We start from the raw sequence: 13,918 nt of genomic DNA on the forward strand, positions 1-13,918 counted from the left end.
CGAAGGCGATCACCCGATATCGCCAGCAGCAGGGTCCACGGACAGTTTCGGGGCTCGTTCAATCAGCGCTGTATTCCCACCCACGGTGGTGCTCCACGCGGCAGGCAGCGTGAAAAACCTCTGAAGCTCATACCCGTACAACACCCTCAGCCCACTACGATAAATATTCGCCCGTTAGGGCAAGCCTGACGCGCTTTTGCCTCCTTTTGTCGCTCGGACAAAGGAGGTCGCCGGCTACGCCGGCGAAACAGCAGCGCCAGCCAAGGCCGAGAACCCGTCTCAACCAGCACCCGCCCACTAGGCCGGACACAACCGCGGCGCCCCGCCTGTTCCATACCTGCCGAGACAAAAGCTATCAAGAAGCGCTGCACTAGCCACAAAAGGCGCCAACTGCGTGGTTGCAGACCGGCTCAACTCGACAATCCGAGGAACCGTAGATAAATACACCCCCTCGAAATATAGATTGCCTTGGCCTTCGACAGGTCGTACATTATTTCCAAGTATCGTAAATACATACGGCATTTCGGAGATAGAGCTTGCCCGTCCAGATCCCAGCAGCCAGCCGCGCCATGGCCGTATTCGAGGTCTTTGCGCGCGAAAAGCGCGACCTGTCCAATTCCGAGATGGCGAAGCTGCTTGCCGTGGCCGACAGCAGTTGCTCCGACCTGCTGCATACCCTGCATTCGCTCGGCTACCTGATGCGCACCACGCGCACGCGGCGCTTTTACCCGACTGGCCGCCTGTTTGAGACCGCGCGCCAGATCGCGGAAAACGACCCGCTGACCCGGCTTGCGCAGGAAGCGGTGCAGCGCCTGACCGATGCCACCAACGAGAGCGCGTTCTTCGGCGTGCTGGAACCCCAGGCCGTGCGCGTTGCCGCTGTGGCGCAGAGCCGGCTGCCGCTGCGCTACATCCTTGATGTCGGCGAGCGTGTCGCGCTGCACGCCTCCGCGCTGGGCAAGGCCCTGCTGGGCGTGCTGCCGGAGGGCGAGGCACGCAGCAGGCTGGAAGCCATCCGCAGACCGGCCGTCACGCGCAGCACGGTGGTGGATATCGAGCCGCTGATGGCCCAACTCGCGCGTGGCCGCGAGCAAGGCTGGTACGAAGCCCATGACGAAGGCACCGCGGGTGTGATGGCACTGGCGGTGCCGGCGCGTCTGGACGAGCGCCCGGTGGCGATCTCGCTGGCCGGGCCCATCGAACGTATCGAAAAAAATCGCGAATCCTATCTGGCGGCCCTGCGCGATGTGCGCGATGGACTGCTGGCCGACCAGTGATTTGCAAACCCGACTCTGCAAACCCCGACTCTGCAACCCATAAGGAGGAGAAATGGATCTTGGACTGAATGGCCGCGTGGCGATCGTCACCGGCTCGGCGCGCGGCATCGGCGCGGAAACCGCCCGCATGCTGGCGAAGGAAGGCGCAGCCGTGGTGATCACGGACCTGGACCTGGAGGCCGCGCGCGAAACCGCGAGCGGCATCGAGCAGGCCGGCGGCAAGGCCATTGCCGTGCAGTGCGATGTGCGCCATGAAGAACAGGTGCGCAATATGGTTGGTGCCGGCAAGGAAGCGTTCGGCAGCATCGACGTGCTCGTCAACAACGCCGGCCTGGTCAAGGACCGCACCATCCTCAAGATGGACGAAGCCGACTGGGACCTCGTGCTTGACGTGACGCTCAAGGGTTCGTTCCACACGTGCCGCGCGGCGCTGCCGTTCATGCATGAAAAGGGCTGGGGCCGCATCATCAACATCAGCTCGCGCGCGCTGTTCGGCAACCCGGGCCAGGCCAACTACTCGACCGCCAAGGCCGGCATCATCGGCTTCACGCGCGCGCTGTCGCTGGAGCAGGCACGCAAGGGCGTGACCGTCAACGCGATCGCCCCGGGCTATATCGAGACCGAGTACATCAAGAGCCTGCCGAACTACGACACCATTCTCGCCAACGTCATGGCCAAGAACGCGGTGACCTTCCCGGGCCAGACCAGCGATATCGCCGGCGCCGTGGCCTTCATGGCATCGGAGCATGCCCGCTATATCACCGGCACCACCCTGTTCGTGACCGGAGGCCGCTATGGTTGATTCCAGCATTGACGTCGACGGCCTCGATGCCGAGCAGCGGCTGCTGCGCGACAACATCCGCCGCTACCTGAAGGAAACCTTCACCCCGCACATCCGCCAGGCCGAGCGCGACAAGCGCTTTCCGCACGAACTGATGACGGGCCTGATCGACTTCGGCTACTTCGGCGGCGTCCTGCCAGAGGCCGATGGCGGCCTGGGCCTGGACTACCTGACGTGGGCCGTGATGATGGAAGAAGCCGGTTACTGCTGGCTGTCGCTGCGCATCCTGATCAACGGCCTGAACATCGTCTCCGGCATCATCAACGCCTACGGCACCGAAGTGCAAAAGGAACGCTTCGTACGCCCGCTGCTGCGCAACGAGCGCAAGCCATTCGTGTCGATCTCGGAACCGGACGTCGGCTCCAACGTGGCCGAGGTGAAGACCCGTGCCGACAAGAAGGGCGACCGCTACGTGCTCAACGGCAGCAAGCTGTGGGTCACCAACGGCATGTTCGCCGACTTCGGCATCGTGGTCGCGCGCACCTACAGCGAGACCTGCAACGGCGAGCTGTCGCTGTTCCTGGTCGAGCGCGATGTGACCAAATACACGGCCGAACCGGTGGACGTCATGTTCACGCGCAGCACTGGCACAGCGGCCTTTACGTTCGAGAACGCCGAGATTCCCGCCGCCAACCTGATCGGCGTGGAAGGCCAGGGCCTGCGCCAGATCCTGATCGGCCTGAACTTCGGCCGCCTGAACGTGGCCATGGGTGCGGTCGGCGCGGCCCAGTGCGCGCTCGACCTGTCGGTCGACTACGCGCTGCAACGCAAGCAGTTTGGCCGCCAGATCGGTTCATTCCAGCTGATCCAGAAGCACATTGTCGACATGACGATGCGCGTGCAAGCCTCGCGCTCGCTCGGCTACCGCGCCGCCCGCTCGATGCAGAACGGCACCTCGCGCACGGAATGCTCGATCGCCAAGCTATACGCGACGGAAGCCGCGTTCGAAGTATCGAACCTCGCGCTGCAGGTGCATGGCGGCATCGGTTATGCCACTGAGTACCCGATCGAACGCATCTTCCGCGACACGCGCGGCGGGATGATCCCCGAGGGCACCACGGAGATCCAGACGCTGATTATCGCGCGCGAGATTCTGGGGATCAGTGCGCTGTCCTGAGCGTCGCCAACGTCGACACCACTTGAAGAAGGCTCCTCTCTCCTGCTTGCGGGAGAGGGGAGAAACCCTGAAAAGCCACAGAAGCACCGAACACCGAGACACACAATGACCCAACCCGCCATCCTCGAACAAGTCGCCAACACCACGCTCTTCTGGGAAGACCTGACGCCCGGCCTGACCTACAGCACCTCGTCGCGCACCATCACCGAAGCCGATGTGGCCGCGTTTGCCGCGCTGACCGGCGATTTCAACAAGGTGCACGTCGATGCCGAGTACGCCAAGGGCACGATCTTCGGCCAGCGCATCGCGCACGGCATGCTGGTGGCAGCATTCATGGCCGGCCTGACCTCGCGCTCGATCCCGAACCAGTTCTTCGAAGGCTCGCTGTTCAGCGTGCTGGAAAACCGCCTGAAGTTCCCGAAGCCGACGTTCATCGGCGACACCATCCGCGTGGACATCGAAGTGGTCGAGCAGAAGACCACGAGCCGCCCGGACCGCGGCATCATTGCCTTCATGCGCAAGGCCGTGAACCAGCGTGGCGAAGTCGTGGCGGAAATGGCCGCTACCTGCCTGTTCAAGCGCCGCCCGACGGGAGAAGCGCAATGAGCAACCAGGGCATCTGGTTCAGCGACCTCTCGCGGCTGGTCAATCCGAACTCGATCGTGCTGGTCGGTGCGTCCGAAAAGCCGGACAGCATCGGCGGCCGCACGCTCGAGAACCTGACCACGTTCTCCGAATTCAAGGGCGAACTGCTGCTGGTCAACCCGGGCCGCACCGAGATTCACGGCCGTCCGTGCGTGGCATCGGTCAAGGACCTGAAGGAAGCGCCGGACCTGGCCATCCTGGCCGTGCGCGCCGACATGGTCATCCAGACGCTGCGCGACTGCGGCGAGATGGGCATCAAGTTCGCGATCGTGTTCACGTCGGGCTTTGGTGAAACCGGCGAAGACGGCCGCGCGGTGGAAGCCGAGATGCGCGAGATCGTCGCCAGCACCGGCATGCGCATCTATGGTCCGAACTGCCCCGGCCTGAACAATATGAACGCGCGCCTGGGCCTGACATTCTCGCCGGCTTGGCGCATCGACCGCCGTCCGGGCCCGATCGGCGTGGCCACGCAGGGCGGCGGCCTGGGCCGTTCGTTCATCCAGGCGATGGACCGTGGCGTGGGTGTGGGCCTGTGGTGCTCGGGCGGCAATGAAGTCGACCTCGAGGTCAGCGACTACATCCACTACATGGCCGACGCCCCCGATATCGAGGTGATCGTCACCACGCTCGAAGGCGTGCGCAATGGCCCGCGCTTCATGGCGGCCGCACTGCATGCGGCCCGACGCGGCAAGCCCATCGTCGCGATCAAGGTCGGCAAGTCGGAATACGGCGCCAAGGCGGCGCAGTCGCACACGGCCGCCATCGCTGGCTCGGCCGAGATCAACAGCGCGGTATTCAGCCAACTCGGGATCATCGAAGTCGACGATATCGATGAACTGATCGACGTGGCATCGTTGCTCGCGCGCCGCAAGCCGACCGGCAAGGAACAGCTTGCCGTGTACAGCTTCTCGGGCGGCACCGCCGCGCTGGCGTCCGACATGGTCGGCCTGGCCGGCCTCAAGCTGTCCGAGTTCGCGCCGCACACGATCGAAGCGCTCCGGAATGCCCTGCCCGGCTTCGCCGCGTTCACCAATCCGGTCGACGTGACGGCCGAAGTACTGGTCAATACCGAAGTCAGCTACGCCACGCTCAAGGCCACTGCCGCCGACCCGAATACCGACCTGGTGCTCGTGCCGATCCCGGTCGAGTACGGCAAGACCACGGCCATGCTGGCCGACAGCATGGTGCACGTGCAGCAGGAAGAAACCAACACGCCGATCGTGCCGGTCTGGATGAGCGACCGCACCGGCGAAGGCCATCGCAAGATGATCGATGGCGGGCTGATGCCGATGCGCGCCGTTGGCAACGCCGTGCTGGCTGTCCAGCGCTTCATTGAATACGGCCGCTGGAAAGCGAAGTTCGAGCGCGAATGGTGTCCTCTGGCTGACGTGAGCACCGCCGAGACCACTGCCAACCTGTCCGAAGCGAAGACCAAGGCGCTGCTGGAACAGGCCGGCGTCCCGACGCCGCAGGGCGTGGTGGCACGCTCGCCGGCTGAGGCCGCGCAGGCGTTCCGCAATGTCGGCAATGGCAAAGCGGTTATGAAAATCGTGAGCGCGGCCATCACGCACAAGACCGATATCGGTGGCGTGCGGCTGGGCATTGCATCCGAAGGTGCGGCCATGGCCGCGTATGAGGAAATCCACGCCAACGGCGTGAAAGCCTGCGACGCCGCGCAGATCGACGGCGTGCTGGTGGAGCCGATGCTGCCCTCCCCGTTCGTGGAAGCCGTGGTGGGCATCCACCGCGATCCGGTGTTCGGCCACGTGTGTACGTTCGGGCTGGGCGGCGTCAGCATCGAGCTGTTCAAGGATGTGAGCCGCCGCCTGCTGCCGCTCACGCCGGCCTCGGCGCGCGAGATGATCACCGAGACGCGCTGCTATGAACTGCTCAAGGGCTATCGCGGCCAGCCGGCGTTCGATATCGACGCGCTCGTCGACATGCTGGTGAAGCTGTCCGACTTCGTGGGCAAGCATGCCGCGCGCATCGAAGAGCTGGAGATCAACCCCCTCGCGGTGCGTCCGCAGGGTCAGGGAGTGGCTGCGCTGGACGCCGTCCTCTCGTTTCAGGGCATGGAGCCTTCAACATGGTAACGACTGTCAAGACTGAAATCGGCTACACCACCACCGACACGATCATGGTGCGTGGCCTGAACCTCGCCACGGAGATCATCGGCAAGTTCGATTTTGTCGACATGATCTTCTTCACCACGCTGTCGCGCCTGCCCACGCCGCGCGAGAAGGTCATGGTCAACGCCTTGCTGGTGACCACGGCCGACCACGGCATCACGCCGAGTTCGCTGTCGGCCCGCCTGACCTACATCGGCGCGCCGGAAGCGCTGCAGGGCGCGGTGGCCACCGGCCTGCTCGGCGCGGGCAGCGTATTCCTCGGCCCGATGCAGAATGCGACCGAGATGCTCAACGAAGGCACGCGCGAACTCAGCGATGACGCCACCGACGAGCAGCTGCTGGAAACCGCCCGCGCGCTGATCAAGCGCTACAAGGAAAGCCGCCAGCAGGTCTACGGCGTGGGCCATCCGATCCACGTCGATGGCGACCCGCGCGTGCCGGCGCTGCGCGAGCTGTCGCGCCAGAACGGCTACTACGGCCTGCACTGGCGCCTGATGGAGGCGATCGTCGAGGTGCTGGTCAAAGAGCAAAAGCGCAAGCTGCCGATGAACGTGGTCGGCGCGATCGGCGCCATCGTCGCCGCGATGGGCCTGGACCCGCTGATCGCGCGCGGCCTGGCGCTGGTGGGCCGCTCGGCAGGCCTGCTCGCCCACGTACTCGAGGAAAAGCAGGATCCGATGGCGCGCGAAGCGTGGCAGCTCGTCCTGAAGGCAGATCCGCGCAACGTGCTGCCCTGAGGAGACGGGCGCCTATGACGCCGCTGCACGGCGGCGCCTTAGGCGCGTGGGCGGATGACGCGGGCTTTCCGAGCCGTACGAAATTTCGTATAGTTCCACTGTCCGCTGAATCCACCACCTCTGCCAAGCATGCCCACAATGATTCCTGCCGCCAGCCGAGCCATGGCGGTGTTCGAAGTGTTCGCGCGCGAAAAGCGCGAACTGTCCAACTCCGACATGGCACGCCTGCTGTCATTGCCGGAAAGCAGCACCTCCGACCTGTTGCACACCCTGCATTCGCTGGGCTATCTGATGCGCACGACGCGCACTCGGCGCTTCTATCCCACGGGTCGCCTTTCTGAAATCGCACGGCAGATCGCCGAGAACGACCCGCTGACCACCGTGGCGCAGGAAGCCATCGAGCAGGTCAGCGCCAGGACCAACGAGAGCGTCTTCTTCGGCGTGCTCGACGGGACCGCGGTCAAGGTCATGGCCGTCCAGGCCAGCCGCCTGCCCCTGCGCTACATCATCGAAGTCGGCTACCGCGCCGCCCTGCACGCGTCCGCGCTCGGCAAGGGGCTGCTGGGCCTGCTGCCCCCCGAAGAGGCCCGCGAGACACTCGCCAAAAGCAGCCTGCGCGCCGTCACCGCGCATACGGTCGTCGACATCGACACGCTGATGGCCCAGGTCGCCAAAGGCCGCAAACGCGGATGGTACGAGGCGCACGAAGAAGGCAGCGAGGGCGTCCACGGTCTGGCGGTGACGGGCTGGCTGGGTGGCCAGGCTGCCGGCATCTCGCTGGCGGGGCCTGCCGAGCGCATGAAGAAGAACCACGACGCGTATCTGGCGGCGCTGATCGAGGTGCGGGATGCGTTGATGAGCGAGGAGTGAGGGGTGAGGGGTGAGGGGTGAGGGGTGAAGGGTGAAGGGTGAAGGGTGACGAGTGATACCGGGCCGTCCCTTTGCTTGTCACGAAGCCTTCCAGGCCATGCAATGCCGGCACGCTATACGCGGTCCGGCCGAGCCATGGCGGCCCGGCACTCGACCACGCCTTACTGCATGTGCTGCCCGCCATTGATGGCGATATTGGACCCGGTCACATAGGCCGCGTCCTCCGAACACAGGTAAGCAATCAGCGCAGCCACTTCTTCCGGCTTGCCGACGCGGCCAACCGGAATCTGCGGCAGGATCTTGGTATCCATGATTTCCTTGGGCACGGCGTTGACCATTTTGGTAGCAAGGTAGCCCGGAGAAACCGTGTTGACCGTCACGCCCTTTCTTGCCACTTCCAGCGCCAGCGACTTGGTGAAGCCGTGCATGCCGGCCTTGGCGGCGGCATAGTTGGTCTGGCCGAAGGCGCCCTTGGACCCGTTGACCGAAGAGATGTTGATGATGCGTCCCCAGCCGCGTTCGACCATGCCTTCGCACAGCGGCTTGGTGAGATTGAAAACCGAGTCGAGATTGGTCCGCATCACGGCATCCCAGTTCGGCTTGTCCATCTTCTTGAAGGCCATGTCGCGGGTAATGCCGGCGTTGTTCACGAGGATGTCCACGCGGCCAACGTCAGCGATGATCTTCGCGGCGCAGGCCTGGCAGGCATCGTAGTCGGATACGTCGACCTCGTACGCACGCATCTCGCGGCCGGCGGCGGCCATCTCGGCAAGCCAGTTCTGTGCGTTCGCATTGCCCGGCGAATGCGTCACCACCACGGCGTGGCCTGCGTCGTGCAATTTGATGCTGATGGCTTCTCCCAGCCCGCCCATGCCACCCGTTACCAGTGCGATTTTCTTGGTCATCCTGCCTGCTTCATTCTCGTAAAGTTGAAAAACCCCTGGATTGCCGATTAAGGCGTTCCCCTGGTCGTCCCGATCAAGTTCCCGTTGCATGCGCGCAAAACGGCAAAAAGCGGGTCGCCGGAATGATTCCGGTGCCGCTTTGTCTGCCGTTGCGGGAAGGTTGGTGTCGCGGTGCGGTAAGCCAGGGACACTGGGGTCCCTGCTCTGCCAGCCTGCGATCTCTGTTCGGCGCGCTGGCCTGCACGCCAGCGGCGCTACGCCGTTACTGCCGGGGCGCGCGGGCCCCCGCCTGCTGTGCCGCGCCCGAAGCCGCTAGGGCGGTCGTGACAAACCTGGCCCCGGCGGCTTCAGCCGTCTGCTTGGCTGCGCTCTGGATCGATTGATAGGTGCTGCTGGCGGCTGCTACGCTCGATTGCAGCAGCGCGGTGATCGCTTCAGACCCGGCCGGCGCGTTCTTCACGAAGGTGTCCACGAAGGACTGCATATTGCGGCTGTGCTGTTCGTATCGGGCTTCGACCGCCTTAGTCAGTTCCGCCTGCGTGTTCGATGCGATTTCGTACACATTGCGTGCATAGGCAATGGCCTTCTCGGCGGCGGGCTGCGCCAGGTTGGCTTGCACGGCAAACACATCGCGCAGGTCCCTTCCGGCAAACAAGGCCCGGACATTGTCCTGACTGTCTGCAACCGTTGTCCTGGCGGTCTGCAGGTTCAGCTCGGTCAATCGCTGGAGGCCTTCAACCGCAATGTTCGTCAGCGTGAACCAGTAGCCCACGCTGGATTCTTGCGCTGCAACAACCTGATCTGGCGTAGAGGGGAACATCCGTGATCTCCGGTGGATTTGAAATGGCGGATTTTGCGCAAACATGCAGCAAACGTTACTCACCAAGCGGTGTTTTCGGGATCGGCAGCGCCGTCAATCCCTACCTCGCACCATTCGAGTGCAAATCCTAGAGTAATTCCTCTAATTTTATCCGTAGGTATATACCCAAAAAGTATTGAAAAGCTGACAATAAAAGTGCTTTAACATGCCCAAATGTTACATATATTTACGTGAAAATGTTGCAATGCATCGATAGGACTGCAGCGTCGTGTCTCAGGGGCCTAGCCCGGCCATGAGCACTGGCGGCCAAGCTGCCGCCCCCCCATACCTCCCACGGCGGAACATAGCGTTCCCGATGAAGCGGACCCTATAAAATCTGCCCGGCCCACCGATTGCGGGGGGCGCTATCGTTGCCGCAAGGCTTTAAGGTGTAGGCATCAAAAAGGCCGATTTCAGCCGGCCATGCAACACCGGAGAGTTCTCCATGACCTGTCAGCCCGCCCCGGCACCCCGCAGCTTCCACGAAGACGCCCGCCAGTTCCTGGCCCACACCCTGCCCACGCTGCGCCGCTTCGATGCCCAGTTGCACGCGCTTGCCGGCAGCGCCCGCGCCGGCGGCATGACGCTGGCGACGCGCCACGCATTCCTGCTGCGCCTGGCGGGCTATGAAGCCGATCTGAAGGCCATGGCCGGGATCGCACGGACGCTTGCCGCGACACAGCAGCACGACAGTCCCGCCGCACAGGCAATGGGGGCCATGCTCACGGCCCGCGGTGCCGACCTCCATCTTCAAATGGAAGATTTCCTGGCGCAGTCGCTCGGGGACTGCGGCATGGCGCAGGACCGGGCTGCGCGTGCGGCGCGTGCGGGCACCCGCGCGGCAATGCCAGCCCGTGATTCTGCGCGTGCTGTGACGGCAGGCGCGTAGCGCTTGAAATGCAACCGGCGCCCTGGGAGCGCCGGCATAGGCTTTCCATGCGCCGGCCGCCCGATCGGGGACCGGCCTGAATGATCAGTCCAGCGTCGCGCCGGCGCGTTCGATCGTCCCCTTCCACTTGGTCCGCTCGCTCTGCACGAAGGCACGGAATGCCTCCCCGCTCAGCGGCAGCGGTACACCCCCCATCTTCTGCAGGGCTTCAACCGTGGCCGGTTCCTTGACCATGCGCCCGACGTCGGCTTCCCACTTCGCCACGACGGCGGCAGGCGTGCGTGCCGGGAAGAACAGGCCGATCCACGAGGTGGATTCCGCACCCGGATAGCCCGCCTCGGAAATCGTCGGCACCTGCGGCAGCGCGGGCAGCCGGCTCGTGCCGGTCACGGCCAGCGCGCGCAGCTTGCCGGCCTGGACCTGCGTCAGGGTCGACACAGGGTAGTCGAAGGTCAGGTCGACCTGACCGGCCAGCAAGTCATTGATCGACGGCGCGCTGCCCTTGTACGGCACGTGCACAAGCTTCACGCCGGCCAGCGTCTGGAACAACTCGGCCGCCAAATGGCTGCCCGTGCCGTTCCCGGCCGAAGATACCGTCAACTTGCCGGGGTGCGCCTTGGCATACGCCACCAACTCCCTGACCGACTGGTAAGGCAGCTTGCCGTTGACGACCAGCAGATTGGGAATCGACACCAGCGCCTGTGCAGCGATGAAATCCTTTGCGGGATCGAAGCGCAGCGACTTGTACAGGAACTGGTTGCTGGCCATCGTGCCTTGCGTGCCGAGCAGTACGGTATAGCCGTCAGGCTCCGCGCGCGCCGCGATCTCGGTGGCCAGGTTGCCGCCCGCACCGGGGCGGTTGTCGACGATCACGCGCATGCCGTAATCGCTGGTCATCTTGGCCGCGACCAGCCTCCCGATCTGGTCGGTAATCCCGCCGGGCGGCCCGGGCACGACCAGCGTGACAGGTTTGGCCGGATAGGCCGGTGCGGCGAGCGCAGCGGGCGCCAGCGCGGCCAGCGTGCCGCAGGTCAGCAGCAAGCCGCTGCCGGCCGCTGCCGCGTGGGCAAGCAAGGTTCGAAACTGGGTAATTAGCGTGGTCATGGAATGCGTCTCCTGTAGGCCGGGATGCCGGCTATGCCTCTTGTGAAGCCATATGTGCTTCGGTTCACCGCGGAACGTATACCGGTCCCGGCGACGACGATTTATTCTACGTTATTTCGTACATATCTACTGTATATCGTAGATAAGAACATCCCCTAAGTGGGGCGGCAACCTGACCACCGTTTCGCAAAAAATGGGCCTTATCGCCACCGGGGTGGGCCGGTTCGCTGCATACCCCCCTTGGTCGAGTGGGGGCAATTTGTGCGTGCCGGCGTGAAACTGGTTTCCACCATGACGCGGGCAGCCCTTGCCCAATGCGCAGCCCTTTCAGAACGCGACACGATGCAGGCTCGACAAACAACATCCCAACCTCAAACCGCCCGCGGGCAAAGGCAGCCCGCCACCCGTGCCACCGCGCACGCCATCGCACCGATGGAGCGGCTCATGGATCTGCTTCAGGAGGTCCGCCAGTTCAGCCGCCAGTTGCAGCGCTGCGCGCGCGAATCCGCGCGTGCCACGAACACGCCGTCCTACGTGGATACGCTGCGCGCGCTGCTGGACAGCCGCATGCAATGCGACGACGCCCGCATGCGCATCGTCTGCTACGCGTGCGCGGCCGAACTCGGATTGCCGATGGAACTGGAAGCGGAGCATTGCCGGCAAGTCATGAGCGGCAGTCTGGGTTTTCCGCTGCGCGTGCTGTTCTGGGCCGCGCACCGCCGCATGCAATCCGCGCGCCGCAGCCATGGCAGCACCTGGCTCATGCCCCACAACTGATCGCGGCTGTGGCGCCTACGCCACGGCTTTGCACTCCGGCTCCCAATCCCCCCGATCCCTGCGAGTTCCACTTCAGTTGCCACCAGGCGTGTTGCGCATGAAGCGGTATGGCATCTGTATCGATGGGGGGGGAGCCGCGCCATCCGCGCGCCGGCGCCAGCTACGCCGGAATGTCCGCCACAAGGGGTGGGCAACCGCTTGATGCGCAGATGTCCCGTTCGGGTTGTTTCACTCCTGCCGAGGCAAAACACCACCCCGAGACGGGGAGCGGAGCACAGCGGCAACCATGCTTTCCTTGCAAATACGCACAACCGGTGCGCGAAGAACTTTCCCCGGCCGGGGTACCACGGTGCACGGCACGGGCAGCACAAACAACGACGGAGGAGATGGCAGCACATGAAACATAAACTGTGCGCAGTGGCGGTACTGGGAGCATTGTCGGCATGGAACGGCGCCGCGCACGCGGCGAACAACGTCACGCTCTACGGTGTGATCGACGCCCCGATCGAGTATGTGAACCGCGTCGCCACATCCGCTGCAAGCCCGAATACGGGCGGGTCGCGTATCGGCATGCCGAGCATTGGCGGCCTGTCCGCGTCGCGCTGGGGCATGCGCGGCACGGAAGATCTTGGCAGCGGCCTGCAGGCAACCTTTGTCCTGGAAGGCGCGTTCATGCCGGATACCGGTACCATGCCTTCCAGCGGGCTGTTCGGTCGCATCGCGACGGTGGGACTGAAAAAGAACGACCTGGGGCAAATCACCTTCGGTCGCCAGACCACCAGCTTGCTGGATGGCCTCGTGAACTTCTCGCCGCTGCGCTTTGCAGCCACGTACGAGCCGGGCATCTGGTGGATGGGCGTGAACTACCGCGAAAGCAACATGGCCAAGTACACCGGCCAGTTCGGCAATGTGCAGGCGGTGGCCCACTACTCGTTCGGTACTGGTGTACCGGCATTGTCGTCCGGCAACCTGCTCGCTAACGGCGGTGCGGGAGAAGATCCGGCGCATGGCAAGGACAACACCGCATACGGTGCGTCGGTCATGTACCTGGACGGCACGTTCGGCCTTGGCATCGGCTATGACCAATGGAACCCCGCGCTCACGCCCGGCCAGACCGCGAAGGTGCGCAAGGCTTCGATCGGCGGCAGCTATACCACGGGGCCGTTCAAGCTGTCGGCCGGCTACCGTTGGAACAAGGCCGACTTCCCGAACGGCAATACCTTCCTGCGCGATGACTACTACTGGGCCGGCGTCAACTACCAGGTCACGCCAGCCCTCGGCCTGTCGCTGGCCTACTTCTACGCAGACGTCAAGAAGACCGCGGCCACGCCCACGGCCGCTTCCTCAAATCCGCCGAACATGCAGCAGTACACATTCCTGGCGGACTACAACTTCAGCAAGCGCACCGACGTCTATTTCTCCGTCGGCTACGCGCGCAATGGCAGCCTGAGCTTTGACAGTGCAGCGACGGCCTATGCGTTCAACTATCCGTCCATGGCGGGTCAGAAAGGCATGCTGGGGGTGATCACGGGGATTCGGCATATCTTCTGATGGGGGCTTGGCAGGGCAAATGAAGGCGTTCCGCGCGGCCGGTCCGGCTGCACGCGCTTCGTCTGGTGTGACGGATGCCGCAGGCTTATGGCCTGCGGCATTTTTTTTGGTTCAACGAGGAATTCCGGAGAAGGCCGCCTTAATCTTCAGGAAGAAGTACTCCTCGTCACGGTAGCCATAGGCTCGGCGCTTAATGACCTTGCTGAACGACGTGAAA

General features: G+C 64.0%; 13 protein-coding genes. 10 read left to right on the forward strand and 3 right to left on the reverse strand.

What is annotated here, in order from left to right:
- Positions 1-536 precede the first annotated feature (536 nt).
- The 7 genes from ACIGJG_RS30160 (at position 537) to ACIGJG_RS30190 (ending at position 7,616) form a co-directional block, all read left to right on the forward strand.
- Entirely contained in the window at positions 537-1,277 is a 741-nt protein-coding gene (locus tag ACIGJG_RS30160; protein ID WP_140949219.1) for an IclR family transcriptional regulator, read from the forward strand.
- 52 nt (positions 1,278-1,329) lie between these two features.
- Positions 1,330-2,079, forward strand: coding sequence for an SDR family NAD(P)-dependent oxidoreductase (locus ACIGJG_RS30165; protein WP_140949221.1), 750 nt, complete (start codon positions 1,330-1,332; stop codon positions 2,077-2,079).
- The gene (locus tag ACIGJG_RS30170) at positions 2,072-3,235 is read left to right on the forward strand and encodes an acyl-CoA dehydrogenase family protein (protein WP_140949222.1); all 1,164 of its coding nucleotides are present in this window, start codon (positions 2,072-2,074) and stop codon (positions 3,233-3,235) included. The genes ACIGJG_RS30165 and ACIGJG_RS30170 overlap by 8 nt, the downstream gene beginning before the upstream one ends.
- Before the next feature lie 105 nt (positions 3,236-3,340).
- On the forward strand, positions 3,341-3,841 hold the full coding sequence (locus tag ACIGJG_RS30175) for a MaoC family dehydratase (RefSeq protein ID WP_011299994.1): 501 nt from the start codon (positions 3,341-3,343) through the stop codon (positions 3,839-3,841).
- Positions 3,838-5,973: an acetate--CoA ligase family protein gene (locus tag ACIGJG_RS30180; RefSeq protein WP_011299993.1), complete on the forward strand. Its 2,136-nt coding sequence runs from the start codon at positions 3,838-3,840 to the stop codon at positions 5,971-5,973. Before ACIGJG_RS30175 ends, ACIGJG_RS30180 begins: the two co-directional genes overlap by 4 nt.
- Positions 5,967-6,746 (forward strand): citryl-CoA lyase, encoded by a 780-nt coding sequence (locus ACIGJG_RS30185; protein WP_011299992.1) that lies wholly within the window; start codon positions 5,967-5,969, stop codon positions 6,744-6,746. The genes ACIGJG_RS30180 and ACIGJG_RS30185 overlap by 7 nt, the downstream gene beginning before the upstream one ends.
- Positions 6,747-6,875: 129 nt before the next feature.
- Positions 6,876-7,616 (forward strand): IclR family transcriptional regulator, encoded by a 741-nt coding sequence (locus tag ACIGJG_RS30190; protein WP_011299991.1) that lies wholly within the window; start codon positions 6,876-6,878, stop codon positions 7,614-7,616.
- 161 nt (positions 7,617-7,777) lie between these two features.
- Here ACIGJG_RS30190 and phbB read toward each other — a convergent pair whose 3' ends face one another.
- Positions 7,778-8,521 carry an acetoacetyl-CoA reductase gene (gene phbB / locus ACIGJG_RS30195; protein WP_041680141.1) on the reverse strand — a complete coding sequence of 248 codons (744 nt, stop codon included), beginning with the start codon at positions 8,519-8,521 and terminating at the stop codon, positions 7,778-7,780.
- Between the two features lie 262 nt (positions 8,522-8,783).
- The gene (locus ACIGJG_RS30200; RefSeq protein WP_011299989.1) at positions 8,784-9,341 is read right to left on the reverse strand and encodes a phasin family protein; all 558 of its coding nucleotides are present in this window, start codon (positions 9,339-9,341) and stop codon (positions 8,784-8,786) included.
- A 484-nt stretch (positions 9,342-9,825) separates the two neighbouring features.
- Between ACIGJG_RS30200 and ACIGJG_RS30205 the strand changes: the two genes are divergently transcribed.
- Positions 9,826-10,269: a hypothetical protein gene (locus ACIGJG_RS30205; RefSeq protein ID WP_011299988.1), complete on the forward strand. Its 444-nt coding sequence runs from the start codon at positions 9,826-9,828 to the stop codon at positions 10,267-10,269.
- Between the two features lie 84 nt (positions 10,270-10,353).
- Here the strand turns inward: ACIGJG_RS30205 and ACIGJG_RS30210 are convergent, their stop codons facing one another.
- Positions 10,354-11,373, reverse strand: coding sequence for a Bug family tripartite tricarboxylate transporter substrate binding protein (locus ACIGJG_RS30210; protein WP_011299987.1), 1,020 nt, complete (start codon positions 11,371-11,373; stop codon positions 10,354-10,356).
- A 444-nt stretch (positions 11,374-11,817) separates the two neighbouring features.
- On the opposite strand from ACIGJG_RS30210, the gene ACIGJG_RS30215 reads away from it, so the two are divergent.
- Both ACIGJG_RS30215 and ACIGJG_RS30220 read left to right on the forward strand, forming a co-directional pair.
- The gene (locus tag ACIGJG_RS30215; protein ID WP_245001823.1) at positions 11,818-12,150 is read left to right on the forward strand and encodes a hypothetical protein; all 333 of its coding nucleotides are present in this window, start codon (positions 11,818-11,820) and stop codon (positions 12,148-12,150) included.
- Positions 12,151-12,546: 396 nt separating this feature from the next.
- Positions 12,547-13,701, forward strand: coding sequence for a porin (locus tag ACIGJG_RS30220; RefSeq protein WP_140949225.1), 1,155 nt, complete (start codon positions 12,547-12,549; stop codon positions 13,699-13,701).
- Positions 13,702-13,918: the final 217 nt, after the last annotated feature.

It is taken from the genome of Cupriavidus sp. C1SS-2L (genome assembly GCF_057073735.1).

Bases quoted from the DNA above. Each gene is read 5' to 3' on its own strand.
- ACIGJG_RS30175 (WP_011299994.1), top strand. From the start codon at position 3,341: ATGACCCAACCCGCCATCCTCGAACAAGTCGCCAACACCACGCTCTTC.
- phbB (WP_041680141.1), bottom strand. From the start codon at position 8,521: ATGACCAAGAAAATCGCACTGGTAACGGGTGGCATGGGCGGGCTGGGA.
- ACIGJG_RS30200 (WP_011299989.1), bottom strand. From the start codon at position 9,341: ATGTTCCCCTCTACGCCAGATCAGGTTGTTGCAGCGCAAGAATCCAGC.
- ACIGJG_RS30215 (WP_245001823.1), top strand. From the start codon at position 11,818: ATGGATCTGCTTCAGGAGGTCCGCCAGTTCAGCCGCCAGTTGCAGCGC.
- ACIGJG_RS30185 (WP_011299992.1), top strand. From the start codon at position 5,967: ATGGTAACGACTGTCAAGACTGAAATCGGCTACACCACCACCGACACG.
- ACIGJG_RS30205 (WP_011299988.1), top strand. From the start codon at position 9,826: ATGACCTGTCAGCCCGCCCCGGCACCCCGCAGCTTCCACGAAGACGCC.
- ACIGJG_RS30210 (WP_011299987.1), bottom strand. From the start codon at position 11,373: ATGACCACGCTAATTACCCAGTTTCGAACCTTGCTTGCCCACGCGGCA.
- ACIGJG_RS30165 (WP_140949221.1), top strand. From the start codon at position 1,330: ATGGATCTTGGACTGAATGGCCGCGTGGCGATCGTCACCGGCTCGGCG.
- ACIGJG_RS30180 (WP_011299993.1), top strand. From the start codon at position 3,838: ATGAGCAACCAGGGCATCTGGTTCAGCGACCTCTCGCGGCTGGTCAAT.
- ACIGJG_RS30170 (WP_140949222.1), top strand. From the start codon at position 2,072: ATGGTTGATTCCAGCATTGACGTCGACGGCCTCGATGCCGAGCAGCGG.
- ACIGJG_RS30190 (WP_011299991.1), top strand. From the start codon at position 6,876: ATGCCCACAATGATTCCTGCCGCCAGCCGAGCCATGGCGGTGTTCGAA.
- ACIGJG_RS30220 (WP_140949225.1), top strand. From the start codon at position 12,547: ATGAAACATAAACTGTGCGCAGTGGCGGTACTGGGAGCATTGTCGGCA.